Annotated in this window: 22 protein-coding genes; 10 read left to right on the top strand and 12 right to left on the bottom strand. The window is 72.1% G+C overall.

Annotated features, from left to right (window positions below):
• Positions 1–99: 99 nt before the first annotated feature.
• Together AFM16_RS23845 and AFM16_RS23840 are read right to left on the bottom strand one after the other, a co-directional pair.
• Complete coding sequence (locus tag AFM16_RS23845; RefSeq protein WP_078637070.1) at positions 100–2,628, bottom strand: serine/threonine kinase C-terminal domain-containing protein; 2,529 nt, start codon at positions 2,626–2,628, stop codon at positions 100–102.
• Positions 2,629–2,759: 131 nt separating this feature from the next.
• Positions 2,760–4,769, bottom strand: coding sequence for a serine/threonine-protein kinase (locus AFM16_RS23840; protein ID WP_078634548.1), 2,010 nt, complete (start codon positions 4,767–4,769; stop codon positions 2,760–2,762).
• Positions 4,770–5,008: 239 nt separating this feature from the next.
• Here AFM16_RS23840 and AFM16_RS23835 point away from each other — a divergent pair, with 239 nt between their 5' ends.
• Both AFM16_RS23835 and AFM16_RS23830 read left to right on the top strand, forming a co-directional pair.
• Positions 5,009–6,055, top strand: a complete 1,047-nt coding sequence (locus tag AFM16_RS23835) for a serine hydrolase domain-containing protein (protein ID WP_245177780.1) — start codon at positions 5,009–5,011, stop codon at positions 6,053–6,055.
• Positions 6,056–6,076: 21 nt separating this feature from the next.
• Positions 6,077–6,904, top strand: coding sequence for a DUF2785 domain-containing protein (locus tag AFM16_RS23830; protein WP_078634547.1), 828 nt, complete (start codon positions 6,077–6,079; stop codon positions 6,902–6,904).
• A 27-nt stretch (positions 6,905–6,931) separates the two neighbouring features.
• Here the strand turns inward: AFM16_RS23830 and AFM16_RS23825 are convergent, their stop codons facing one another.
• A complete protein-coding gene (locus AFM16_RS23825; protein WP_030788134.1) occupies positions 6,932–8,638 on the bottom strand; it encodes a glycerol-3-phosphate dehydrogenase/oxidase in 1,707 nt (568 codons plus the stop codon).
• Positions 8,639–8,921: 283 nt separating this feature from the next.
• Here AFM16_RS23825 and AFM16_RS23820 point away from each other — a divergent pair, with 283 nt between their 5' ends.
• A complete protein-coding gene (locus tag AFM16_RS23820) occupies positions 8,922–10,136 on the top strand; it encodes a nucleotide sugar dehydrogenase (RefSeq protein WP_078634546.1) in 1,215 nt (404 codons plus the stop codon).
• A gap of 160 nt (positions 10,137–10,296) precedes the next feature.
• Positions 10,297–10,929, top strand: coding sequence for a hypothetical protein (locus tag AFM16_RS23815; protein WP_078634545.1), 633 nt, complete (start codon positions 10,297–10,299; stop codon positions 10,927–10,929).
• Between the two features lie 79 nt (positions 10,930–11,008).
• Here the strand turns inward: AFM16_RS23815 and AFM16_RS23810 are convergent, their stop codons facing one another.
• From AFM16_RS23810 to AFM16_RS23795, 4 genes are all read right to left on the bottom strand, one after another.
• Positions 11,009–12,133, bottom strand: coding sequence for a GuaB3 family IMP dehydrogenase-related protein (locus AFM16_RS23810; protein ID WP_030788143.1), 1,125 nt, complete (start codon positions 12,131–12,133; stop codon positions 11,009–11,011).
• A gap of 142 nt (positions 12,134–12,275) precedes the next feature.
• Positions 12,276–13,784: an IMP dehydrogenase gene (gene guaB / locus AFM16_RS23805; RefSeq protein ID WP_078634544.1), complete on the bottom strand. Its 1,509-nt coding sequence runs from the start codon at positions 13,782–13,784 to the stop codon at positions 12,276–12,278.
• Between the two features lie 178 nt (positions 13,785–13,962).
• Complete coding sequence (locus tag AFM16_RS23800; protein WP_030788147.1) at positions 13,963–14,550, bottom strand: sigma-70 family RNA polymerase sigma factor; 588 nt, start codon at positions 14,548–14,550, stop codon at positions 13,963–13,965.
• A gap of 410 nt (positions 14,551–14,960) precedes the next feature.
• Positions 14,961–15,572, bottom strand: coding sequence for a response regulator transcription factor (locus tag AFM16_RS23795; RefSeq protein WP_003948568.1), 612 nt, complete (start codon positions 15,570–15,572; stop codon positions 14,961–14,963).
• 379 nt (positions 15,573–15,951) lie between these two features.
• On the opposite strand from AFM16_RS23795, the gene AFM16_RS23790 reads away from it, so the two are divergent.
• Positions 15,952–16,281, top strand: coding sequence for a WhiB family transcriptional regulator (locus AFM16_RS23790; protein ID WP_030788151.1), 330 nt, complete (start codon positions 15,952–15,954; stop codon positions 16,279–16,281).
• 121 nt (positions 16,282–16,402) lie between these two features.
• Here the strand turns inward: AFM16_RS23790 and AFM16_RS23785 are convergent, their stop codons facing one another.
• The gene (locus AFM16_RS23785; protein ID WP_030788154.1) at positions 16,403–17,302 is read right to left on the bottom strand and encodes a LysR family transcriptional regulator; all 900 of its coding nucleotides are present in this window, start codon (positions 17,300–17,302) and stop codon (positions 16,403–16,405) included.
• Positions 17,303–17,394: 92 nt separating this feature from the next.
• Here AFM16_RS23785 and AFM16_RS23780 point away from each other — a divergent pair, with 92 nt between their 5' ends.
• The 5 genes from AFM16_RS23780 to AFM16_RS23760 all read left to right on the top strand — a co-directional run bounded on the left by AFM16_RS23780 (position 17,395) and on the right by AFM16_RS23760 (position 21,070).
• Positions 17,395–18,063: an MOSC domain-containing protein gene (locus AFM16_RS23780; protein WP_078634543.1), complete on the top strand. Its 669-nt coding sequence runs from the start codon at positions 17,395–17,397 to the stop codon at positions 18,061–18,063.
• Positions 18,064–18,153: 90 nt separating this feature from the next.
• A complete protein-coding gene (locus tag AFM16_RS23775) occupies positions 18,154–18,927 on the top strand; it encodes an SDR family NAD(P)-dependent oxidoreductase (protein WP_078634542.1) in 774 nt (257 codons plus the stop codon).
• A gap of 93 nt (positions 18,928–19,020) precedes the next feature.
• Positions 19,021–19,728: an ester cyclase gene (locus tag AFM16_RS23770; protein WP_030788162.1), complete on the top strand. Its 708-nt coding sequence runs from the start codon at positions 19,021–19,023 to the stop codon at positions 19,726–19,728.
• A 184-nt stretch (positions 19,729–19,912) separates the two neighbouring features.
• The gene (locus AFM16_RS23765; protein ID WP_078634541.1) at positions 19,913–20,503 is read left to right on the top strand and encodes a DUF4352 domain-containing protein; all 591 of its coding nucleotides are present in this window, start codon (positions 19,913–19,915) and stop codon (positions 20,501–20,503) included.
• A gap of 60 nt (positions 20,504–20,563) precedes the next feature.
• Entirely contained in the window at positions 20,564–21,070 is a 507-nt protein-coding gene (locus AFM16_RS23760; protein WP_245177777.1) for a hypothetical protein, read from the top strand.
• 61 nt (positions 21,071–21,131) lie between these two features.
• Here the strand turns inward: AFM16_RS23760 and groL are convergent, their stop codons facing one another.
• The 4 genes from groL to AFM16_RS23740 form a co-directional block, all read right to left on the bottom strand.
• A complete protein-coding gene (groL, locus tag AFM16_RS23755) occupies positions 21,132–22,757 on the bottom strand; it encodes a chaperonin GroEL (RefSeq protein WP_030788166.1) in 1,626 nt (541 codons plus the stop codon).
• Between the two features lie 121 nt (positions 22,758–22,878).
• Positions 22,879–23,187, bottom strand: coding sequence for a co-chaperone GroES (gene groES, locus AFM16_RS23750; protein ID WP_020132158.1), 309 nt, complete (start codon positions 23,185–23,187; stop codon positions 22,879–22,881).
• A 450-nt stretch (positions 23,188–23,637) separates the two neighbouring features.
• A complete protein-coding gene (locus tag AFM16_RS23745) occupies positions 23,638–24,522 on the bottom strand; it encodes a polysaccharide deacetylase family protein (protein WP_370628062.1) in 885 nt (294 codons plus the stop codon).
• On the bottom strand, positions 24,519–25,544 hold the full coding sequence (locus tag AFM16_RS23740) for a polysaccharide deacetylase family protein (RefSeq protein ID WP_078634540.1): 1,026 nt from the start codon (positions 25,542–25,544) through the stop codon (positions 24,519–24,521). The genes AFM16_RS23745 and AFM16_RS23740 overlap by 4 nt, the downstream gene beginning before the upstream one ends.
• Positions 25,545–25,591: the final 47 nt, after the last annotated feature.

Below are 25,591 nucleotides of genomic sequence, written 5' to 3'. Positions count from 1 at the left end.
GACCCCGGCGCTACCGGGGAACCTTCGACGTCCCAAGGAGACCGCACTGTGACGGTTGTCGCTTCTGCCGCTTAACGGGAACCGGCGGGCAGAACGGGTTCAGCCGGTGTACTCGTAGCTGTCGGCGGCCTGTTCGTACAGCCGCGTCACCTCGTCCCGCTCCGCCTCGGGACCGCGGACCTGGACGACGTGATAGCGCCCGTCGAGCAGGATCGCCAGGTTTCTGACGTACCGCTCGCGGCCGCCGTCGTTCCAGGTGAACTGGCCTTCGGCCATGACGCGTTCGCCCACCGTGGTGGTGCGCAGCCCGGAGGCGGTGGCCCAACTGGAGTCGCGGTACGGCTGGAGTTCGCTCTCCTTCTCCCGCTGGTAGACCATCGGGTCCGTGCCGTTCGCGGAGGCGCTGTCCCGGCCGGGTACGACGATCAGCTCGAAGTCACCGTGCGTGTACACGATCTGGCCGCGGCCGTTCTTCGGCGTGCGGTCCCAGCCGTCGGCGACGGCGATCCGGAAACCCGCCTCGTCCTCACGGACGGTGAACCCGTCGGCGGCGTCGGAGCCGCCCTCCGTCTCCGTGCCGTCCTGGGTGGTGCCGGAGGAGGCCGACGCGCCGTTCCCGGAGCCCGGCGCGGTCTGGTCGGGCCGGGGTTCGCTGCTCGCCTCGGGCGCCTGGCCGGCCGGCGGGGCGGTGGCCCCGGCCCGCTGGGTGGCGTCGGTGCCGGACGCGCCGTCCTCACCGGCCTTGGGCATGAACAGCAGGGCGTACGCGAACGCCGCGGCCAGCGCCAGCAGGATGAGCAGCAGCAGGGTGCGACCGAGGCTTCGCGGGGCGCGGCCGGTGTCGGGGCGGGCCCGCTTGTGCCGCGCGCGCGGTCCGGGGGCGGGCAGCCGGGCGGCGCGGCGCCTGCGCACCAACTCGCCCTTGCGGCGCACGATCGGCAGCCGGCTGGGGTCGGCGGGCGGCGCGGCGACCACATGCGCGCCGGCCTCGGGCTCCGGCGCGGACCGTACCAGGGAGCGCAGCCAGCCGCGCAGTTCCTCGAAGTCCAGCCGCTCGGTGGGGTCCTGGCGCAGCAGCGACTCCACGACGGGCCGCAGCGAACCGCACTCCTCGGCGTAGGCGGGCGGCTCGGCGCAGACCATCTGCACCAGTTCGGCGGTGGACTCCTCCGGGTAGGGCGCGTGCCCCTGTACGGCCCGGAAGAGCAGCGCGCCGAGCGCCCACAGGTCGGTCGCGGGGCCGATCGGGGCGGCCAGTTGCCAGTTCTCGTGCACCGGTCCCGCCTGCTCGGGCGCCCAGCGCTCGGTGACCGGTCCAACGACGGCCATCCGCGCCTGCCGCGCCCGCTCGGCGGCGAGGGCGGTGGCGGGGCCCCGGCGGGGGGCCGGGACGGGGGTGGGTACCTGCTGGGCCGTCGCACCGGGGGCCACTCCGGCGGCGGCTCCTGCCGCTCCCGCCGCCACCAGGTCGTCCCAGCGGGTGCCGGAAGGCGCCTCGGTGGAGGCGGAAACGTTCGGGGTGGGGGCGTGCGGGAGCGCGTGTCCGCTCCGGCCGGGTGCGCCCCGGACGCCGTACGGGTCGACGATCTGGCCGGGAGGCGTCCCGAACGGCGACGACGTCCCCGTCGCCGCGCCGTTCACCGCAGCGCCGTTCGCGGCGGTGCCCTGGCCGTCGTCCAGCGGGGTGCGGGCCCCGGGCAGGGCGGCGCGCCCGTTCTGCGCCTCCTGGACCCGGGCCGCGGCCCGCGCGCCCGCGCGGTACGCCGCGATCGCCCCGGCCCGCGCGGCCCGGATGTCCTCGCCGCTGTCCACGGCCGCCCTGCGGGCCACCGCCGCGGACGGCCCGCCCGGCTGCTCCCCGCCGGGCGGCGGCAGCGCGCCGGCCGCCCGCGCCTCGATGGCGGCACGCCGGGCCGCCTCAGGATCGGCGGCCCCGGCCGCGGGTGGTCCCGCGGGGTTCGGCGGGGCGGAAACACCGTTGCCGGGCGGGTCGTCGTCCTCCACCGGCACCGGGTCGTAGCCGCACAGCGCCTCTTCCGCGGCGCCGACGGCCAGCCCGGTCAGCATGACCCGTCCGTCGTCGCAGACCATGACCGTGCGCGCGGTGATGTTCCGGTGCACCCAGCCGTGCGCGTGCAGCACCCGCAGCGCCATCAGCACGTCGGAGGCGACCTCGGCGGCCCGGTACGGCGTCAGCGGCTTCTCGGCGAGCAGCGCGGCGAGCGGCCGCGCGGCCACCGACTCGCTCACTATCCACAGCGAACCGCCCTCGGCGAACACGTCGAAGACCTGGTCGAGGCGGGGGTGATCGGGGATGCTCGCGGCGGCCTGGGCCGCCTCGACGGCCCGTCGTACGACGGGATCGGCGGGCCTGCGCGGTCCGCCACCGGCGCCCGGTCGGGCTCCGGGCCGCCCCGCCGTGCGCTCACGTGCCGTGAACCCGGCGGGCAGTCCCTCCGCGTCGAGCACCTCGGCCTCGACGACCTCGGGCAACGGCACCTGCCGGACCAGGACTTCCTGTCCGCTGTAGGTGTCGAAGGCGCGGGTCTCGGTGAGTTCGTACTCGTCGGACGGCGGCAACGGCAGGCGGTAGCGGTCGGCGAGCACCCGACCCGCATAGTCGTCCACGTTGCCTCCCCCGGCCACCTGGTGGTCACATTCGTTCGCAGCCATTCACGATACGTGCCGGAGGCAGGACCGGAGAGGGGATGCCCAGATATCGGGCCGCGTACGCGCGCCGAACGCGCCGTGGGCCGGGGCTACTTCTTCGGTGTGAAGGTCTCCGTCAGCGTCTTCCAGGTGGACTCGCGCAGTTCGGAACCCCACTCGGCGGCCTTCGCCGTGTACATCAGCGCGTACCCCTGGCTGCCGCTGACGACGAAACCGCGGTCGACGGTGCGGTACTTGGTGCCGCTCTCCTGGTAGGTGAACTCCCAGTCGGCCGTGTTCCAGCCGCGGTAGTCCACCGCCTCTATGCGGATCTTCTTGTACTGCGAGCGCGTCATGTAGCGCTCCTGGCTCCGCCAGTCGGCGACCGGGTCGCCCTTGGGCGTGCTCGTCCAGGCGACGAGCAGCTTCTGCCCGTCGGGCCCGGTGAACCGGTCGCCCGCCGAGCCGGTGGACTCGAACTTCCAGCCGTCCGGCAGCCCGATCGAGTACCCCTGGCCGCCCTTGTACGTCGAGACGGCCCCGCCCTTCCCGGTGTCGGAGACCTCGGTCGCGCCGGTGGAGCCGTTGGTGGCGGCGCCGCTGTCCACGGTGGCGTCGTCGCCCGGGGTGGTGCCGGTCGCGGAGCCGTCCGAGGCGGAGCCGTCGGTGCCGGTCCCGCCCTTCTCGTCGTCCTTGGTGTCGGCGCTCGCGCTGCCGCTGGCCACGGTCTTGGCGCCGCCCTTCGCCGGACCGCCGGCGTTGTCGCCGTCACCGCCGCCCAGGACGAGGGCCAGGACCGTGCCCAGCACGGCCAGCGCCACCACCACGGCGATGATGACCAGCGTCCGCTTCGGCACCACGTCCGTGAGCGGCGCCCTCGGCACCTGCCGCGGCGGCAGATCCGGCGGGGTCATCACGGGCCAGCCGGAACTCCGGCCGCCGGACGCGCCGTTGACCGCCGTAGGAGAAGAGGAAGGGGAGGACGGCGAGGACGTGGTCGTGGGCGCCGTCCCGCCGACGGCACTCCGCGTCCGCTCCGTCCCCACGGAGGCGGAGGCGGAGGTCGACGTGGTGCCGGACGACTTGGTCCGGGACGCGGCCGCGGTGGTCGCCGCGCCCGCCGCCACGGCGGCCTTGCGCACGGACCGCAGCGCCCCGCGCAGCTTCACGCCCGCCTCGGCCGAACCGCCGCGCCCCTCGGGGCCGCCGGGCTGGGCGGGCAGGGGGACGACCCGCGTCGCGTCCGACGGCTCGGTGTCCTTGGGGTCGGGCGCGTGCAGCACCCGCTGGAGCTTGGCGCGGGCACCGGCGTCGTCGAGCCGCAGCTCGGGGTCCTTGGTGAGCAGCCCGTAGATGACGTCCCGGAGCGGGCCCGCGTTCTTCGGCTCCTCCAGCGGCTCGGTCATCACCGCGGTGAGCGTGGCGATGGCGGAACCCTTGTCGTATGGGGGCGAGCCCTCGACCGAGGCGTACAGCAGACCGCCGAGCGACCACAGGTCGGCCGCGGGGCCCGGCTTGTGACCGCGGGCGCGCTCCGGCGAGATGTACGACGGCGCGCCGACGAGCATGCCGGTCGAGGTGATGGACGGGTCGCCCTCGACCTGGGCGATGCCGAAGTCGGTGAGCACGACCCGGCCGTCCTCGGCGATGAGCACGTTGGACGGCTTCACGTCACGGTGCAGGATGCCCTCGCGGTGCGCCGAGCGCAGCACGTCGAGGATGGCGAGCCCGACCTCGGCGGCGCGCCTCGGCTCCAGCACGCCGTCCTCGCGGATGACCTCGGCGAGCGACTTGCCCTCGACCAGTTCCATCACGATCCACGGCCGGTCGTCCTCGTCGACCACGTCGAAGACGGTCACCGCGCTGTTGTTGCGGATCCGCGCGATGGCCTTGGCCTCGCGCAACGTCCGGGTGATCAGCCGGCGCTTCTCGTCGTCGTCGATGTTCCCGGGGAACCGCAGCTCCTTGACGGCGACCGTGCGTCCGAGGGTTTCGTCCTCGGCGCGCCACACCGTCCCCATGCCGCCGCGGCCGAGTACGTCTCCCAGCCGGTACCGCCCGGCGAGGAGACGTGCGCTCTTGTCCTGACGGGATGTCCCCGCCCGCTCCGCCTCCGACATGCGTCCCCTCATGCAACCCGCCCTGACAGAGCCTCCATTGTCCCTCACCCGACAAGTGCCCGACGCCCAGGGTGCCCCTCACTTTCCCCGGGGAAGGGACCTTTCCGGCCAGAAGGTGCAGCACGCTTCGGCCAACCCCGCCGCGGGCACCACAGGAACACCCTGCATGATGACCCGACCAGGAACCCGAGGGGAGCCCGGCGGGAACTCGGCGGGAACTCGGCCAGGAAGGAGCACCCGTGTCGTCGTCGTGGCGGAACCTGCTGGCCACAGCCGTGGCCGTGGTCCTGCTCGGCCTGGCCGGGACCGCCTCGCGGGCCGGCGCGGTCCCGCACCCGGACGACCTGCTCCCGCTGCTCGTGACCCGCGGCGGCGCCCCCGCCGCCGCCCTGCTGGCCGAGGACGGGACCGGAATCCGCTACGGCGAGGCGGGATCCGGCATCGATCCGGACGACCACTTCCGGGCCGGCAGCATCACCAAGACCTTCGTGGCGACGGTCGTGCTCCAACTGGCCGCCGAGCGGCGGCTGTCCCTGTCCGACACGGTGGAGTCCCACCTGCCGGGCCTGGTGCGCGGAGCCGGCAACGACGGGCGGGCGCTGACCCTGCGCAGCCTGCTCACCCACACCAGCGGCCTGTACGACTTCGCCCGCGACACCGGCGGCACCATACCGGTGACCGCCCGTCAGGCCGTCCGTCTCGCGCTCGACCACCCTCCGTCCGGCTCCGGCCGCTTCGCCTACTCCAACACCAACTACGTCCTGCTCGGCCTGGTCGTCGAACAGGTCACCGGCCGCTCCTACGCCCGCGAGGCCGAGCGGCGGCTGATCGCCCCGCTGGGTCTGACCGGCACCTCCTTCCCCGGTTCCCGCACCGCCCTGCCGGTGCCGCACGGGCGTGCCTACGACGAGGACGGACGCGATGTCACCGCGCTCGACCCGCGAGTCGCCGGGGCGGCGGGCGAGTTGGTGACGACGCTCGCCGATCTGAACCGCTTCTACGCGGCGCTGCTCGGCGGGGCCCTGCTGCCCGCCCGGGAGCTGGGCGAGATGCTCGACACCCGCACCGCGCACGGGGCGTACGGCATGGGCCTGTTCCCGACGAGACTCGCGTGCGGTGTCACGGTATGGGGGCACAACGGCCGCATCCCGGGCAGCTTCGTCCGCACCGCGGCCACCCTGGACGGCCGGCACGTCCTCACCTTCCGGGTGAACACGACGGAGATCGCCGACCCCGACGCCGAACCGGCCCTGCTCGCAGCCGAGTTCTGCCCTCGCACCCCTTAGGACCTGTGGCAGCCTGACGCGATGCGCACCGATCCCGCCGATCTCTTGGACTGGCCGTCGCTCGCGGCCGGGGGCTTCCCCTTCCCCGAGGCCGTACCGGCGTCCCGGCTCGCCGACGAGCTGTCGGCCATGCTGGTCTCGCCCGACCCCCAGATCCGTGACGACCACGCCTGCACCGCCGCGGCCCGCTGGATCAGGGAGGGCCGTCTCGACGGGGTCCTCATCACGCTCGGCGACACCGCCGCCGGCCGGTTCGTCCACCCCGGCATACAGGCCCGCACCTTCGCGCCGCTGGTCATCGGCTCCGTCCTGACGCGCGCACACGCCGCCCCCGGTCTGGTGCCGAGGGAGGCAGCGGAGCGCTGGTACGCCGCCTTCTCTGCGTGGTACCCGGCGGAGCGGGACACACGCGGCTGGGACGACTCGCTGGGCTGGCTGCACGCCGTCGCGCACGGGGCCGACGCCATCGCCGCGTTCGCCAAGGCCCTGCCCGACCGCCGTACCGAGCTGCTCGAACTCTGTGCCCGCAGGATGACGGCCCCGCAGGCCGACTACCGGTACGCCCAGTTGGAGGACGCGCGGCTCGCCCGTGCCCTCACGCGTGTCCTCCAAGCGCCCGGTCTGACGCGCAAGCAGGCCACCGGCTGGCTGACCACGGTGGAGAAGGCCCTGGCGGGAGGCGGCCCCGGGCCCGTCCCGGTCTGGGCGTTCAACACCTTCGCCACCCTCCAGTCCCTCCATCTGCATCTGACCAGGGGCCTCGCCGACGAAGGCGTCCCGCCGCACGCCGAGGCGGTCGCCGCCCGCGCCGCCGGCCTCCTCCGCCTGCCCTGCCACTGGCTGGCCTGACCCGGCGGCCCCGGGGCCGCCGCCGTCCTAGAGCGGCACGATGTCCGGCGCCCCCAGCCGTGCCGCGTCCGCCGTCAGGTCGTCGGGCTGGAGCTGGGACTCGCGCTCCGCCTCCACCCGCTTCTCGTAGTGGGCGACCTCGCGTTCGACGTGGTCCTTGTCCCAGCCCAGCACCGGTGCCATCAGCTCGGCCGCGTCGCGGGCGCTGCGGGTGCCGCGGTCGAAGGTCTCGATGGAGATGCGGGTGCGCCGGGTGAGGACGTCGTCCAGGTGGCGGGCGCCCTCGTGGGAGGCGGCGTACACGATCTCGGCGCGCAGATAGTCGTCGGCGGCGGGCAGCGGCTCGCCCAGTGACGGGTCCGCGGCGATGAGGTCGAGGACCTCCTCCGCCATCGAGCCGAACCGGTTCAGCAGGTGCTCCACCCGGACCACGTGGAGTCCGGTGCGCGCGGCGATCCGCGCCCGCGCGTTCCACAGCGCGCGGTAGCCCTCCGCGCCCAGCAGCGGCACGTCCTCCGTGACGCAGTCGGCGACTCGCTGGTCGAGTCCGCGCACCGCCTCGTCCACGGCGTCCTTGGCCATCACCCGGTAGGTCGTGTACTTGCCGCCCGCGACCACGACCAGGCCGGGCACCGGGTGGGCGACGGTGTGCTCGCGGGACAGCTTGCTGGTGGCGTCCGACTCGCCGGCCAGCAGCGGGCGGAGTCCGGCGTAGACGCCCTCGACGTCGTCCCTGCTCAGGGGGACCGCGAGCACGGAGTTGACGTGTTCGAGGAGGTAGTCGATGTCGGCGCTGGAGGCGGCCGGGTGGGCCTTGTCGAGGTCCCAGTCGGTGTCGGTCGTGCCGATGATCCAGTGCCGGCCCCAGGGGATGACGAACAGCACGGACTTCTCGGTGCGCAGGATCAGTCCGCTGGTGGAACTGATGCGGTCCCTCGGCACGACGAGGTGGATGCCCTTGGAGGCGCGGACGTGGAACTGGCCGCGCTCGCCGACCATCGCCTGCGTGTCGTCGGTCCACACCCCGGTGGCGTTGACGATCTGCCGGGCGCGGATCTCGTACTCCCCGCCCGCCTCGACGTCCTGCACGCGCGCGCCCACGACCCGTTCGCCCTCGCGCAGGAAGCCGGTCACCCGCGCGCGGTTGGCGGCCTTCGCGCCGTAGGACACGGCGGTGCGCACGAGGGTGGTGACGAACCGGGCGTCGTCCATCTGCGCGTCGTAGTACTGCAACGCGCCGACCAGCGCGTCCTTCCTCAGCGCGGGGGCGACGCGCAGGGCGTGACGGCGGCTCAGATGGCGGTGCGCGGGCAGGCCCCGGCCGTGGCCGCGGGCCATGGACATCGCGTCGTAGAGCGCGACGCCCGAACCCGCGTACAGGCGCTCCCAGCCCTTGTGCTGGAGCGGGTAGAGGAAGGGCACCGGCTTGACCAGGTGCGGGGCGAGCCGCTCCAGCAGCAGTCCGCGCTCCTTCAGGGCCTCGCGGACGAGGGCGAAGTCGAGCATCTCCAGATAGCGCAGGCCGCCGTGGATCAGCTTGCTGGATCTGCTCGACGTGCCCGACGCCCAGTCGCGCGCCTCGACCAGGCCGGTGGACAGGCCGCGGGTGACGGCGTCCAGGGCGGTGCCCGCGCCGACCACGCCGCCGCCGATCACCAGCACGTCGAGTTCGCGCTCGGCCATGGCCGCCAGTGACTCGGCTCGCTGCGCCGGCCCGAGTGTCGCTGTCCTCACCGCTGCCTCCCGCTGTCCGTCACGCGAGCCCCTCCCGTCAGGGCGAGGCCCGTCCCGTATCACCCATGCCCAGAATTGTGACCTTGTTGCCGCGCTTCAGCCACCACGCACCCCCAGCCTGTGGACAACGTCAAAACGGCAGATCAAAACGGCAGATCAACACAGCCGATCAATCCCACATAACGGTCATATTTACTCCTAGTCTGACATTGCGCTCGCTCGTCCTGTCCACAGGGCTTGCGCACCTGTCCCGCTTCGGTTATTGGGAAGGACGGCCCACGCCATGCCCGCAGATCTCGCCGTCATCGGACTCGGCCCCCTGGGCCTGCCCCTGGCCCAGGCCGCGGTCGCCGCCGGCATCCCCACGCTCGGCTACCGGACCGGCACCGGCCCCGAGGCGGGCTCCCTCAGCCCCGCGGAGCTGCGCCGGATGCTCTCGGGGGGCTTCCGGCACGCCACCAACCCCGCCGAGCTGGGCCGGGTGCGCACCGCCGTCATCTGCGCCCCCACCCCGCGCGACGCCGACGGCGGACTCGACCTGACCCAGGTGGAGGCCGCCGCCCGCACCCTGGGCGCCCGGCTGCGCCCGCACACCACCGTCATCCTGGAGTCGCCCGTGTACCCGGGGACGACGGAGGAACTGCTGCGGCCGCTGCTGGAGGAGACGTCCGGGCTGCGCGCGGGCCGCGACTTCCACCTGGCCTACTCCCCCAGCCGGGTCGACCCCGGCAGCCGCTCCTACTCCCCGGCCAACACGCCGAAGGTCATCGGCGGACTGACCCCGGCCTGCACCGAGTCGGCGGCCGCGTTCTACGGCCGGCTCACCGACAAGGTGGTCCGCGCGCGCGGCCTGCGGGAGGCCGAGACCGTGCAGCTCCTGGAGACCAACTTCCGGCACGTCAACATGGCGCTGGTCAACGAGATGGCCGTCCTCTGCCACGACCTCGGCGTCGACCTGTGGGACGTCGTGCGCTGCGCCGAGACCAAGCCGTTCGGCTTCCAGGCGTTCCGTCCAGGACCCGGCGTCGGCGGCCACTCCGTCCCGCTGGACCGCACCGGCCAGCCCGGCAGCCCGCTGCGCATGGTGGAACTGGCCCAGCAGGTCAACAACCGGATGCCGCGCTACGTCGTCCAGCGCGCCGCCGCCCTCCTGAACGAGCACGGCAAGTCGGCCCGCGGCGCGCGCGTGCTGCTGCTCGGCGTGACCTACAAGGCCGACCTCGCCGACCAGCAGGGCTCCCCCGCGCGCGAGATCGCGATGCGGCTGATGGAGCTGGGGGCCGCGGTGAGCTACCACGACCCGCACGTGCCGTCCTGGAGCGTCCTGGACCGCCCGGTCCCGCGCGCGGACTCGTACTACGAGGCGGCGGCCGACGCCGATCTGACGATCCTGCTCCAGCAGCACCGCACGTACGACCTCCAAGGGCTGTCCGTGAAGGCCCAGTTGCTGCTGGACACCCGCGGAGCCACCCCGACGGGGGCCGCGCACCGGCTCTGAGCGGGCGGGATGCCCGGAAGACGGCAGATAAATGACAGATGAAGAGGGCGGCGATGCCCTGCTACTCTGCGGCGACTTCTCGCACGCACGCGTGTGCGAGAACGCGTCGCTCCTGTCGCCGCCCTCTTCTTCTCGTCCGTCCCGTGGGGGGATATCTGTCATGACCGAGTCAACTCCGCCGTCCCCGGCCCCGTCGTCCCCGTCCGAGCCGCAGCCCGTCGACGGCAACCCGTACGCCCAGCCGGCCGCGGACGCCCCGCCCGCTCCGGACGCCACCGCCACCGCGACCGCCGCCCCGGCGCCGGCCCCGGCTCCCGCCCCGGTCGCGGGCGGCAACCCCTTCGCGGCGCAGCCGGGCGCCGTGCCGCCGCCGTTCCCGGCCGCCCCGCGCCAGGGCAACCTCGTCCTCGGTCTGCTCACCGCCCTCGTGGTCGCCCTGGTCACCGCCGGGATCTACGGCGGCATCGTGGGCGCCACCGAGTACGAGATCGGCTACGCGGCCGTCGGTGTCGGCCTCCTCGTCGGCTTCGCGGCCGGCAAGGTCGGCGGCGCCAACCCGGTGCTGCCCGTCGTGAGCGCGGTGCTCGCCCTGGGCGCGGTCTACCTCGGCCAGATCATCGGCATCGGGATCATCATGGCCGACATCGCCGGGGTCTCCGCGACGGAGATCTTCAGCGAGCACCTCGACCTGATCACCGAGGGCTGGAGCGAGGAGGCCGACGCGCTGAGCTTCGTCTTCCTCGGCATCGGCGCGTTCGCCGCGTTCTCCGGCGCCAAGAAGGGCGCCGCGTAACACCCGCCGTACGCGAAGGGCCCGTCCGTACCCACGGACGGGCCCTTTTCACACGTACACGCGCGCGTGCGGTACGGCGTCAGCGGCGGTGCACGGAGTCCGCGACCGTCACCTCGACGCGCTGGAACTCCTTCAGCTCGCTGTAGCCGGTGGTGGCCATGGCGCGGCGCAGGGCGCCGAAGAAGTTCATCGAGCCGTCCGGGGTGTGGGACGGGCCGGTGAGGACCTCCTCGATGGTGCCGACCGTGCCGAGGTCGACCTTCTTGCCGCGCGGCAGCTCCTCGTTGACCGCCTCCATGCCCCAGTGGTGGCCGCGGCCCGGCGCGTCGGTCGCGCGCGCGAGGGGCGAGCCCATCATCACGGCGTCGGCGCCGCAGGCGATGGCCTTGGGCAGGTCGCCGGACCAGCCGACACCGCCGTCCGCGATGACATGCACGTACCGGCCGCCGGACTCGTCCATGTAGTCACGGCGGGCCGCCGCCACGTCCGCGACGGCGGTCGCCATCGGGACCTGGATGCCCAGCACGTTGCGGGTGGTGTGCGCGGCGCCGCCGCCGAAGCCGACCAGGACGCCGGCCGCACCGGTGCGCATCAGGTGCAGTGCGGCCGTGTAGGTGGCGCAGCCGCCGACGATCACCGGGACGTCCAGCTCGTAGATGAACTGCTTCAGGTTCAGCGGCTCGTGCGAGCCCGAGACGTGCTCGGCCGACACCGTCGTACCGCGGATGACGAAGATGTCCACGCCCGCGTCCACCACGGCCTTGGAGAACTGGGCGGTGCGCTGCGGGGAGAGCGCGGCCGCCGTGACCACGCCGGAGTCGCGCACCTCCTTGATGCGGGCGCCGATCAGCTCTTCCTTGATGGGGGCGGCGTAGATCTCCTGGAGGCGGCGGGTCGCCGATTCCGCGTCCAGCCCGGCGACCTCGTCGAGCAGCGGCTGCGGGTCCTCGTGGCGGGTCCACAGACCCTCCAGGTTGAGGACGCCGAGACCGCCCAGCTCACCGATGCGGATCGCGGTGGCCGGGGAGACGACCGAGTCCATGGGGGCGGCCAGGAAGGGCAGCTCGAAACGGTAGGCGTCGATCTGCCAGGCGATCGAGACCTCCTTCGGGTCCCGGGTACGGCGGCTGGGGACGACGGCGATGTCGTCGAAGGCGTACGCCCGGCGGCCGCGCTTGCCGCGCCCGATCTCGATCTCAGTCACGTGTGTGGCCTTTCCCTGATGCGTTCAGCGTCTTCCAGTATCGCCGACGGGCACGACAAGGGCGGCCCCGGTGCTCCGGGGCCGCCCTTGTCGTACGTTCACACGCGTGTGCCGCCGCGTCCTGCTCGCGTCGGCCGGTGGCTCACTTGTGGCGGCTGTAGTTCGGCGCCTCGACCGTCATCTGGATGTCGTGCGGGTGCGACTCCTTCAGACCCGCCGAGGTGATCCGGACGAACTGGCCGTTGCTCTGCAGCTCCGGGACGGTGCGGCCGCCGACGTAGAACATCGACTGGCGCAGACCGCCGACGAGCTGGTGGACGACCGAGGAGAGCGGGCCGCGGTAGGGCACCTGGCCCTCGATGCCCTCCGGGATGAGCTGCTCGTCGGAGGCGACGCCCTCCTGGAAGTAGCGGTCCTTGGAGAACGACTTGCGGTCGCCGCGGGACTGCATGGCGCCCAGCGAACCCATGCCGCGGTACGACTTGAACTGCTTGCCGTTGATGAACAGCAGCTCGCCCGGGGACTCCTCGCAGCCCGCGAGGAGCGAGCCCAGCATCACGGTGTCGGCGCCCGCGACGAGCGCCTTGGCGATGTCGCCGGAGTACTGGAGGCCGCCGTCGCCGATGACCGGGACCCCGGCCGCCTTGGCGGCCAGCGCGGCCTCGTAGATGGCGGTGACCTGCGGGACGCCGATACCGGCGACCACGCGCGTCGTACAGATGGAGCCCGGTCCGACACCGACCTTGATGGCGTCCGCGCCGGCGTCGACCAGGGCCTGGGCGCCGTCACGCGTGGCGACGTTGCCGCCGATCACGTCCACGCCGGAGGAGTTCGACTTGATCTTGGCGATCATGTCGCCGACCAGGCGGGAGTGGCCGTGCGCGGTGTCGACGACGATGAAGTCGACACCCGCCTCGATCAGGGCCTGGGCGCGCTCGAAGGAGTCACCGGCGACACCGACCGCGGCGCCGACCAGGAGCCGGCCCTGGCCGTCCTTGGCGGCGTTCGGGTACTTCTCGGCCTTGACGAAGTCCTTGACCGTGATCAGGCCCTTGATGACGCCCTCGTCGTCGACCAGCGGCAGCTTCTCGATCTTGTGCTTGCGCAGCAGCTCCATGGCCTCGACACCGGAGATGCCGACCTTGCCGGTGACCAGCGGCATCGGCGTCATGACCTCGCGCACCCGGCGGCTGCGGTCCGACTCGAAGGCCATGTCGCGGTTGGTGACGATGCCGAGCAGCTTCTTGTTGCCGTCGGTGACCGGGACGCCGCTGATGCGGAACTTGGCGCAGAGCGCGTCCGCCTCGGCGAGCGTGGCGTCCGGGTGGATGGTGATCGGGTCGGCCACCATGCCGGACTCGGAGCGCTTCACCAGGTCGACCTGGTTGGCCTGGTCCTCGATGGAGAGGTTGCGGTGCAGAACGCCGACGCCGCCCTGGCGGGCCATCGCGATCGCCATGCGCGACTCGGTGACCTTGTCCATGGCGGCGGAGAGCAGCGGGATGTTCACCCGCACGTTCTTGGAGACGTACGAGGCGGTGTCGATCTCGTCGGGAGCCATGTCCGACGGGCCCGGCAGCAGCAGCACGTCGTCGTAGGTCAGCCCGAGGGTCGCGAATTTGGCGGGCACTCCGTCGACGTTGGCAGTCATGACACCTTCCCCAAATGGCCTTGATCGGTGCGGATGTCCATGCTAACGGGAAGCGCACCCCCCGAATTCCACGGTTCTTCCACGGTTCGACACCCGTGCGGGCTTCGTATGTTCGTACGGAATCGGCGGCCTCCCTTCTCAGGAAGTGCCGAAACCGAAGGCGGCCGGGGGCTGTCCGCTACTGCTCGGCGAGCGCGCGCAGCCGGCTGAGGGCGCGGTGCTGGGCCACCCGGACCGCTCCGGGTGACATTCCCAACATCTGTCCGGTCTCCTCGGCCGTGAGCCCCACGGCGATCCGCAGCAGAAGCAGCTCCCGCTGGTTCTCGGGCAGGTTGGCGAGCAGTTTCTTGGCCCATTCGGCGTCACTGCTGAGCAGGGCGCGCTCCTCGGGGCCGAGGGAGTCGTCGGGGCGCTCCGGCATCTCGTCCGAGGGGACCGCCGTGGAGCCGGGGTGGCGCATGGCGGCGCGCTGGAGGTCGGCGACCTTGTGGGCGGCGATGGCGAACACGAAGGCCTCGAAGGGCCTGCCGGTGTCCCGGTAGCGGGGCAGGGCGAGCAGGACCGCGACGCAGACCTCCTGGGCGAGGTCCTCGACGAAGTGGCGGGCGTCGCCGGGCAGCCGGGACAGCCGGGTGCGGCAGTAGCGCAGCGCCAGCGGGTGGACGTGGGCGAGCAGGTCGTGGGTGGCCTGCTCGTCACCGTCCACTGCGCGATGGACGAGTGCCCCGATGGTGCCCACGGCGTTGACCGCCTCGTCGTCGCGCATCGGTCCATGGTGCACTGCGGCACTTGCGTCCGCCGCACCGTGCCCGTCGTTGTGCACCGAAGCGTTATGAGCAGGTGCGCCGGAAGTCATCCCCTGCGCCCTCCCCTTCCGCTCGACCGACTCGTTCCCGAGGAACTCCACACCTCAAGGATGCGGCATCCGCGGCGAAACGAGCAGCGGGCCTCCGAGGGGGCCCCGCGCCACCCCCGCCCGCCGCCCGGCAGGCGGGGTCGTCCCCCGGTCTTCCGACCCCGTCCGAGCTGGGAGTTCCGCTCATGTCCCCGCTCCCTCCGCTGAGTGACCGGCGGACGTCGAGCCGCCTGGACCGGGCCTGGGGGACCGCTCCGGTCCCCCGGACGGCCGAGCGCCCGCACCGCCGCGCGGGCAGATCCTCCTGGGGCCTGTCCGCCCTAGCGGACCAGTCCCCATCGGAAGCCGAGCGCCACCGCGTGCGCGCGGTCCGAGGCGCCGAGCTTCTTGAACAGCCGGCGGGCGTGGGTCTTGACGGTGTCCTCGGAGAGGAACAGCTCGCGGCCGATCTCCGCGTTGGAGCGGCCGTGGCTCATGCCTTCGAGCACCTGGATCTCACGCGCGGTGAGCGTGGGCGCGGCGCCCATCTCGGCCGAGCGCAGCCGGCGGGGGGCCAGTCGCCAGGTCGGGTCGGCGAGGGCCTGCGTGACGGTCGCCCGCAGCTCCGCGCGCGAGGCGTCCTTGTGCAGATAGCCGCGGGCGCCGGCGGCGACCGCGAGGGCCACGCCGTCGAGGTCCTCCGCGACGGTGAGCATGATGATGCGGGCACCGGGGTCGGCGGACAGCAGCCGCCGCACGGTCTCGACGCCGCCCAGGCCGGGCATGCGTACGTCCATCAGAATGAGGTCCGAGCGGTCGGCACCCCAGCGGCGGAGGACTTCCTCGCCGTTGGCCGCCGTCGTCACGCGCTCGACGCCGGGCACGGTCGCGACCGCGCGGCGGAGCGCCTCTCGGGCAAGCGGGGAGTCGTCGCAGACGAGGACGGATGTCATGGCCGCCCTCCGCAGCTGATGCGCGTCACCTTGTGCCTCCAGGCTGGTACGAAATCGTCACCTGTGCGGTCGACCGTCTCGGACGCCTGCCCGAGCGTTTGTGTTTTCAACCGCCTCGCACTCTCAACGACGGTCACTCGAAAGAGTTACGGGGCTACGTGCACTCTTCGGCACTCTACGTGAGGGGGCGGACACGGTGGAGGGAGCCGCGCGGACCCTCAAGCTTTCATCACAACCCATGCCCCATTTGGCGCCATTTCTTCCCTTTAGCTGGTGTCTGAGGCTAGATTCGCAATGAGTCATATTTTCATCTCCTTAGATCGTAGTTGTACGGTCGTGGGCACCGTATCCGCTCTGAACGGCTACAAGGGGTCACGCAATGGCAGATTTCTCCCGCCTTCCCGGACCGAACGCGGACCTGTGGGACTGGCAGCTCCTGGCTGCCTGCCGCGGGGTGGACAGTTCGCTCTTCTTCCATCCGGAAGGTGAGCGCGGGGCGGCTCGGAGCGCTCGAGAGAACTCGGCCAAGGAGGTCTGCATGAGGTGCCCGGTCCGCGCACAGTGCGCGGCACACGCGTTGGCGGTCCGTGAGCCGTACGGCGTGTGGGGCGGTTTGACCGAGGACGAGCGCGAGGAGCTGATGGGACGGGCGCGCAACCGTCTGGTGTCGGCGTCGGCGGGCGCGAGAGACACCGCCTCGAACACATGAAGGAACGTTTCTGCATGCTCCTGTGAGGGCTGCGGGCTTCCCCGAGAACGGCGGGCACACGCGCGTGCCCGCCGTTCTTGTTGTTCGTGCCCGCCGTTTCTCGTGGCTTCAGTCAGGCGGGTCAGGAGGGCGCGGCCGCCCGCTCCAGTTGCTCCAGGGTCGCCGCCACCGCCGGCACCTGGGCCAGGTCGGGCAGGGTCAGTGCGACGATCTCCCGCCGCACCGCCGGTTCCAGCCGCACCGCGCGTGCGCCGCGCGGCCGTACCGACTCGATGGCGAGCTGGGGCAGGACGGCCACGCCGAGACCGGCGCCCACCAGGCCGACCACCGCCGGGTAGTCGTCCGTGGCGAAGTCGATCCGGGGAGTGAAGCCCGCGCGCTCGCACACCTCCACGAGCTGGCCGCGGCAGCGCGGGCAGCCCGCGATCCACGGTTCGGCGGCGAGTTCGCCGATGGCGACGGACTCCGCGCGCGCGAGCCGGTGCCGTTCGGGGACGAGCGCGACCAGCCGGTCCGCCAGCAGCGGCCGTACGACCAGGTCCTCCCACTCCTCGGCGGCGCCCGCGCGCGGGTAGCGGAAGGCCAGCGCCACGTCGCAGTCGCCGCCCCGCAGGATCTCGACCGACTCCGGGGGCTCGGCCTCCTCCAGGGAGACGCGGGTGCCGGGGTGGGCGGCGCGCAGGGCGGCCAGCGCGGTGGGCACCAGGGTGGAGCTGCCGCTGGGGAAGGAGACCAGCCGGACCCGGCCGGCGCGCAGTCCGGCGATGGCGGCGACCTCCTCCTCGGCGGCGGTGAGCCCGGAGAGGATGCCGGCCGCGTGCCGTACGAGGGCCTCGCCGGCCTGGGTCAGCCGCATCTCGCGCCCGCTGCGCACCAGCAGGGGGGTGCCGACGGACGCCTCCAGGGCCTTCATCTGCTGGCTGACGGCCGGCTGGGTGCAGCCCAGCTCGCGCCCGGCGGCCGAGAAGGAGCCGGTGGCGGCGACGGCGCGCAGCACGCGGAGATGACGGGCCTCGATCATGCTCCGAGCATAGCTCCATGCATAAGCGGAGCTTGGATACGGCGCCGAAAATTGCGTCGACACTTTGATCAGGGGTCTCGTACCGTACGGTCATGAGGCTTCTGTCAGTCAATCTGGGCCGCCCGAAGAGCGTGCCGTACACCGACAACCCGCAGGGTGTGACCGGGATCGACAAGCAGCCGGTCGAGGGGCCGGTGCGGGTCGCGGCGCCGGGTCCGAAGGGCGTCGCGGGCAGCGGTCTTGCCGGGGACGCGGTGTGCGACCTGCGCCATCACGGCGGCGACGACCAGGCGGTGTACGCCGTCGCGCGCGAGGACCTCGACGACTGGGAGCGCGAGCTGGGGCGCACGCTGGGGAACGGCGCGTTCGGCGAGAACCTCACCACCGAGGGGCTGGACGTCTCGGGGGCGCGGATCGGCGAGCGCTGGCGGATCGGGCCGACGGTCGTGCTGGAGGTGACCGGCGGGCGGATACCGTGCCGGACCTTCCAGGGGCATCTGGGTGAGAAGGGCTGGGTCCGGCGGTTCACGCAGAAGGCCGCGACGGGCGCGTATCTACGGGTGATCGAGCCGGGGGAGATCCGCGCGGGGGACGCGATCGAGATCGTGCACGTCCCGGACCACGAGGTGACGGCGCGGATGGAGTTCCAGGCCACCACCACCCACCGCGAACTGCTGCCGCGGCTGCTGGAGGCGGAGGACGCGCTGCACTCGGAGACGCGGGCGGCCGTCCACAAGTACCTGGCGAAGTACGGCGGCTGAGCGACCGTCGGAAGAGGCACGCGGTGAGGGCCGTCGGGAGGGTGCGTGCGGACGGCGGACGCGCCGACTCCGGGTCACTAACCTTCTGCCATGACAACGGCTCTCATCACGGGTTCGACCGCGGGAATCGGCGCCGCGTTCGCGCGCAGACTGGCGGCGGACGGCCATGATCTCGTCCTCGTGGCCCGGGACACCGAGCGGCTGCGCGAGCAGGCGACCGAACTGCACGACCGGCACGGCATCGAGGCGGAGGTGCTCACCGCCGACCTCGCCACGGACACCGGCATCGAGGCGGTGGCCGCCCGGCTCGGCGACCGCAAGAACCCCGTCGACCTGCTGATCAACAACGCGGGCTTCGGCAACAAGGGCCGCTATCTCGACGTGTCCATGGCCGACGAGCTGACGATGCTCAAGGTGCACTGCGAGGCGGTGCTGCGGCTGACCTCGGCGGCGGCCGCGGCGATGCGGGAGCGGGGGCGCGGCGGGGTGGTCAACGTGGCGTCGGTGGCCGCGTTCGTGCCGCGCGGGACGTACGGGGCGTCGAAGGCGTGGGTCGTGCAGTTCACGCAGGGCGCGGCGCGGGATCTTGCGGACAGCGGGGTGCGGCTGATGGCGCTGTGCCCGGGGTTCGTGCGGACCGAGTTCCATGAGCGGGCCGGGATGGGGACGGACAACATCCCCGGCTGGATGTGGCTGGACGCGGACAAGCTGGTGGCGGCGGCGCTGGCGGATCTGGCGCGCGGCAAGTCGCTGTCGATCCCCGATCCGCGGTACAAGGCGCTGATGGGGCTGGTGAAGGTGACACCGCGCTCACTGCTGGGCGGGATCTCGTCACGGACGGGCCGGAAGTACGGACCGCAGTGACCGGTGCGAATCGGTGACCCGTGCGGAAACGGCGACCGGTGGGAAACTGGACATACAGGCAACACCGGACCCGGGGGGACCGGAGGCGGCGTCATGACGTTCGTACAGCTCATCGACTGCAAGACGAGCCGGTTCGACGAGATGGACCGGCTGATGGACACCTGGGTCGAACAGACCCGGGGCAAGCGGACGGCGACGCACGCGGTGGTCGGCAAGGACCGCTCCGACGCGTCGCACTTCATCGAGATCGTGGAGTTCCCGTCGTACGAGGAGGCGATGCGGAACTCGAATCTGCCGGAGACGGACAAGGTCTTCCGCGAGCTGGTGGCCCTGTGCGACGAGATGCCGACGTTCACGGACCTCGACGTCGTACGGGACGAGAAGCTGTACGCGGCGACGGCACGGCAGTTCTTCGAGACGGTGGGCACCGCGGGCGAACTGCCGCCGCTGAACGGACTGATGGCGGAGAGCTACCACGACCATGACCCGTCCAACGAGCAGGACGTGATCGGCATGGACGCGATGCGCCGCGAGGCGGACATGTGGCGCGGCGCCTTCGACGTCCGCTTCACCATCGAGGACCAGATCTCCGAGGACGACCGCGTGTGCACCCGCTGGACGTTCACCGGCACCCACCACGGCGACTTCATGGGCCTGCCCCCCACCGGCCGCGAAGTCACGATGACCGGCACGACCGTCTTCCGCTTCGACGACGACGGCAAGATCGCCGAGGGCTGGTGGCAGTACGACCGCCTCGGCCTGCTGTCCCAACTGGGCGCCCTCGACCCCCTGGAAACCTGACCCCACCCAGACCCGCCCGCGAAGGGAGAAACCCCCGCCCCCCGTTCCACTACGGGACGGGGGTTTCTTCGCCCGAAGCGCCTCCCACCTCCCACCTCCCGCTTCCCGGCACTCGGCGTGCGGTGTCCGGCGCGGGGACCGAGCATGGACACAACCACACCGGCCGGCACCTCCGGGAGGACCGATGCGCCGCCTTTCCGTGTTACTGCTCGCCGGGCTGACGGTGACCGCCGTCGGCTGCTCCGACGACAAGACGGTCACCACCGCTCCGCAGAGCGCCCCGGCCACCTCCCCGACCTCGGCCGCGCAGGAGCAGCCGTCTTCCGCCGCGCCGACGGCCACGCCGTCCAAGAAGGCGGCGTCGGTCGGGGACACGCTCGGGGTCCGGGGAATGGAGGACGGTGAGTCGCTCGCCGTGACCGTCGTGAAGGTCGTCGACCCGGCTGGCGCCGCGAACGAGTTCTCCTCCCCCGACCCCGGCACACGTTTCGTGGCCGTCCAGTTCCGGCTGAAGAACACCGGCACGGCGGTCTATTCGGACTCCCCGAGCAACGGGGCGCGGCTGGTGGACGCGCAGGGGCAGCAGTTCGACGCGTCCTCCGACGAGACGGCGGCGGGCCCGGACTTCCCCGGCGGCGTCACGATCGCCCCCGGAGACACCGGCCTCGGGTTCGTGGCCTTCGAGGTGCCGGTCGCCTCGAAACCGGCCAAGGTGCAGTTCACGATGGACAGCGGCTTCGCGGACGACACCGGTCAGTGGAACATCACCCGCTGAGGCGGGGGATGCGGGCGGCGGTTAGGGTCGGCGGTCACGAGACCGTGTACGAGGAGGGCCTTGATCATCCGTCGCTGCGCCCGGTTCTTCGCGGCGCTGGCCGTTGTCGTCTGCCTGACCGCGTGTTCCGGCGCGGATGCGGACGGCGCCCGTGCCTCCGATGAGCGCTGGCCGCGGTGGGACGAGAGCGCCGGTGTGGCCGAAGTCGTCGCGTTCATGAACGTGGCGGTGCCCGAGGGGGCTACGGAGGTCGAGGGGGCCGTTCAGATCAATCCGCAGGAGGACATCTTCCTTCTCTCCTTCGTCACGGACGAGGAGAAAGCCGAGGACATCGCGGAGGACCTGCGCTCGGAAGAGCCCCTGCGGGTGAGGAAAGGGGACTCCGCCGAGGGGGAGCGCTTCGGGCACCTCGGGCTGTCTGAACCGCAGACGCTGAAGGAAGTGCGCTGGGCCGGGGTGTGCCCGCCCTGCGTGAGCGACGGCCGCCGCTCGAAAGTGCAGTGGATCGACATCTACGTCGAGACACTCAAGGCCGGTCGGGCCCGGGTCTATCTGCAAGCGTTCTGACGTGCCGAGACCCGGCACCCCCCGATGAAGGGGATGCCGGGTCTCAGGGTTGACCGTGGGGTCAGTGGGCGTGGCCGTGGCTGTGACCCGCGGCGGCCGGCTCTTCCTCTTCCTTCTTCTCGACGACCAGGGTCTCGGTCGTCAGGAGGAGGGAGGCGATGGAGGCGGCGTTCTCCAGGGCGGAGCGGGTGACCTTGACCGGGTCGATGACGCCGGCCTTGACCAGGTCGCCGTACTCGCCGGTCGCGGCGTTGAAGCCCTGGCCCTTGTCCAGCTCGGCGACCTTGGAGGTGATGACGTAGCCCTCGAGGCCGGCGTTCTCGGCGATCCAGCGCAGCGGCTCGACGGCGGCCTTGCGGACCACGGCGACACCGGTGGCCTCGTCGCCGGTCTTGTCGAGGTTGCCCTCGAGGACCTTGACGGCGTGGACCAGCGCGGAGCCACCACCGGAGACGATGCCCTCCTCGACCGCGGCGCGGGTCGCGGAGATGGCGTCCTCCAGACGGTGCTTCTTCTCCTTCAGCTCCACCTCGGTGGCGGCGCCGACCTTGATCACGCACACGCCGCCGGCCAGCTTCGCGAGGCGCTCCTGGAGCTTCTCGCGGTCCCAGTCGGAGTCCGTGTTGTCGATCTCGGCCTTGATCTGGCCGACGCGGCCCTGCACCTCGGAGGAGTCACCGGCGCCGTCGACGATCGTGGTGTCGTCCTTGGTGACCGTGACCCGGCGGGCGGAGCCCAGCACGTCGATGCCGACCTGGTCGAGCTTGAGGCCGACCTCCTCGGAGATGACGGTGGCGCCGGTGAGGACGGCCATGTCCTGGAGCATCGCCTTGCGACGGTCGCCGAAGCCCGGGGCCTTGACGGCGACCGCGTTGAAGGTGCCGCGGATCTTGTTGACGACGAGGGTGGAGAGCGCCTCGCCCTCCAGGTCCTCGGCGATGATCAGCAGCGGCTTGGAGGAGTTGGTCTGGATGACCTTCTCCAGCAGCGGCAGCAGGTCGGCGATCGAGGAGATCTTGCCCTGGTTGATGAGGATGTAGGGGTCCTCCAGGACGGCCTCCATGCGCTCCTGGTCCGTCACGAAGTACGGCGACAGGTAGCCCTTGTCGAAGGCCATGCCCTCGGTGAAGTCCAGCTCCAGACCGAAGGTGTTGGACTCCTCGACGGTGATGACACCGTCCTTGCCGACCTTGTCCATGGCCTCGGCGATCAGCTCGCCGACCTGCTGGTCCTGCGCGGACAGCGCGGCGACGGCGGCGATGTCGGCCTTGTCGTCGATCGGGCGGGCCGAGGCGAGCAGCTCGTCGGAGACGGCCTTGACCGCGGCGTCGATGCCCTTCTTCAGGGCGGCCGGGGAGGCACCGGCGGCGACGTTCTTCAGGCCCTCGCGCACCAGCGCCTGGGCGAGCACGGTGGCGGTGGTCGTACCGTCACCCGCGATGTCGTTGGTCTTGGTCGCCACCTCCTTCACGAGCTGCGCGCCGAGGTTCTCGTACGGGTCCTCGATCTCGACCTCACGGGCGATCGTGACACCGTCGTTGGTGATGGTGGGGGCACCGAACTTCTTGTCGATGACGACGTTGCGGCCCTTGGGGCCGATCGTCACCTTGACCGTGTCGGCCAGCTTGTTGACGCCGCGCTCGAGGGCGCGACGGGCGTCCTCGTCGAACTTCAGGATCTTCGCCATGACAGCGGGAGCCCTCTCGGATGTCTGTGGATGGAAAATGCACTGCGCCCCGGGCGCCCGGCTTCTTATGTGGTCGCGGGGGCCAGGGGCGCAGTGTCGAGCAATGTGTGCCTGAGGTGGACTACTTCTCGATGATCGCGAGGACGTCGCGAGCCGAGAGGACGAGGTACTCCTCGCCGTTGTACTTCACCTCGGTGCCGCCGTACTTGCTGTACAGGACGACGTCGCCGACCTTGACGTCGAGCGGCAGACGCTCGCCGTTCTCGAAGCGACCCGGGCCCACCGCGAGGACGGCGCCCTCCTGGGGCTTCTCCTTCGCGGTGTCCGGGATGACCAGGCCAGAGGCGGTGGTCTGCTCGGCGTCGAGCGGCTGGACCACGATGCGGTCCTCGAGCGGCTTGATGGCAACCTTGGAGCTGGTGGTCGTCACGATCCGACCTCCCCCTTCGGAGATCTCACGGGGTTAACTGTCTGAGGTGGCGACCAGGTGGATCCGTCGTCGCGGGTGCCGGACCTGCCCGTCGCGTTGTTGGCACTCTCCAGTGGGGAGTGCCAGAGCCGAGACTATGACTGCGATTAGCACTCGGTCAAGCGGAGTGCCAATGACGGCGGGGCGCGGGCGGGAAATCGGGCATCGTGGGGGCGGCGTGGAGCGCCGCCCCGGGTCTTCGTTCGCGTGCCTTCCCGGGCGACGGCCGTGCGCCGGGGCCGCCCCGAGGCGGGTGCTCGCGTCGGGGCGGCAGACGGGCCCGACGGGGCAATCGTGCGGCTGGGCGCCCTGGTCTCGTGCGGCTGGGCGCCCTGGTGGGGGCGGCTCCCGGCCCATCGGCCACCTGCCCCCCCGGCCGGCCGGGGGGCATAGGCGCGACCGGCACCGGCCCTACAGGTAGTCCTCCAGCCGACCCACCGTCAGGCCCTCTTCCTGGATGTGGCGGAGCAGGCGTGTCGTGCGTTCGCGCAGGGTCGGGCCGAGCAGCTCGTCCGGGTCCACGGCGACGATGTCGCCGGGGCGCAGCCGGTGGGGGCCGTGCGTGTAGGTGAGGTCGGTGGGGCCCATCGAGGCACGCCACAGGACGAGCGCGGTGATGCCGCAGTCGGCGGCGGCGCGCAGGGTGGTGGTGTCGTACCGGCCGTAGGGCGGGCGGAAGAGGCGGGGGCGCAGGCCGAAGCGGGCGTGCAGTTTCTGCTGCTGGCCGCAGATCTCGGCGCGCTGTCCGGCGTACGGCAGACCGCGCAGGGCCGCGTGGTCGAGGGTGTGGTTCTGGAGGCTCGCGCCGACCGAGCGCAGCCGGGCGAAGTGGCCGTAGCCGGGGCCGACCACGCTGTCCGTGAGGAACATGCTGACCGGGAGCCGCAGTTCGCGGACCATGTCGACGAAGCGGGGGTCGCGTTCGGCGCCGTCGTCGTAGGTGAGGAAGACGACCGGGTCGCGGGTGGTGATGTGGTCGACGACCGGCGGCAGGGCGGCGGCCCGGCCGGCGGACGTGCCGTCCGGGCCGGGGCTGCCGGACAGGGGTGCGGCGGGCGCGGGCGGCGAGGCGAGCGGGGCGGCGAGGCCCCAGCGGCGGTAGGGCTGCCGGTCCTCGCCACGGCCGCCTCCCTGGCCGTCGGTCGCGCCGTCGGTTGCGGCTTCGTGCGGGACGACCCGTTCCGCCGCCTTCTTGCCGAGCCGTTCGATCGGGTCGACCGACTGGGCGCAGCCGAGCGGTGCCGCCACCGTCAGCGCCAGCAGGAAGGCCGTCGCGGCCCGCCGCCGCGTCCTCACAGGTAGTCCTCCAGGCGTGCCACCGCGTACCCCTTCTCCGTGACCTTGTTCAGGAACCGGCGGATCATGTCGGGCATGGTGCCCTTCCAGTGGCCCTTGCCGCGGAAGTGGCTCAGCACGATGTCGCCGGGGTGGAGGTCGCGGTCCCACTCGCGGTACTCCCAGCGGTCGACGAAGACCTCCTCGGCCCAGAGTGGCGCGTACGTCACCCCGCAGGACTTCGCCGCGATCAGCGTGTCGCGGTTGTAGTTGCCGAACGGCGGCCGGAAGAGGGCGGGGCGCTTGCCGTACTTCTCGCGGAGCACCTCCTGCATGCCGCAGATCTCGTGCCGCTGCTTCCGGTAGGAGAGGCCGGGCAGGTAGGGGTGGTTCAGGGTGTGGTTGTTCAGGGTCACGCCCCGCTTCTGCATCTCGCGGAAGTAGGCGTAGTCGTCGTCGATGACGTAGTCGCTGAGGAACGCCGTGTACGGGACCTTGAGTTCGCTCATCATCCGCAGGAACGCGGGGTCCTTCTCGGCGCCGTCGTCGATGGTGAGGAAGACGACCTTCTGCCGGGTGGGGATCCGGGTGAAGACCGGCGGCAGGCCGAGTTCCTCGTGGTCGTCGACCTCGAAGCCGTCGCGGGTGGTGATCCGGGGCTTCTGCGCGGGCGGGGCCGGTGCGGTGAGCGGGACCTTCTTCAGGCCCCATCGCCAGGCGGCCGCGATCCGGGCGGTGCGCTCGGCCCGGAGCCGGGACGCCTGCTCACGGCGGGCGTCGGCGGCGTCGGCCGCGTCGGCGGGTCCGGCGGGAGGCGCCGCGGCGCCGGACTCCGGCCCCGGGGAGCCCGCACCGCCGCCGCGCTCCGCACCGCCGCCCTGGACACAGCCCGAGCCGATCGCGGTGAGGGCCAGCATCGCGATACCGCCCCGGATGCCGGCCCTGCGGCGCGCGGCACGGGACGCAGGGGTGGTGCGGGCGGTGTCAGCAGTGCCGTAAGCCCCAGATGCACCATTCTTGTCATTTTGTACGACGGATCCCATGGCGCCGGATCCTCGCAGCCGTGCCCCGCGAAACCCGGCCCGACACC

The organism is Streptomyces antibioticus (assembly GCF_002019855.1).
In the GTDB taxonomy this organism is placed as follows: Bacteria; Actinomycetota; Actinomycetes; order Streptomycetales; family Streptomycetaceae; genus Streptomyces; species Streptomyces antibioticus_B.
This window is presented reverse-complemented; position numbering and strand designations above follow the sequence as displayed.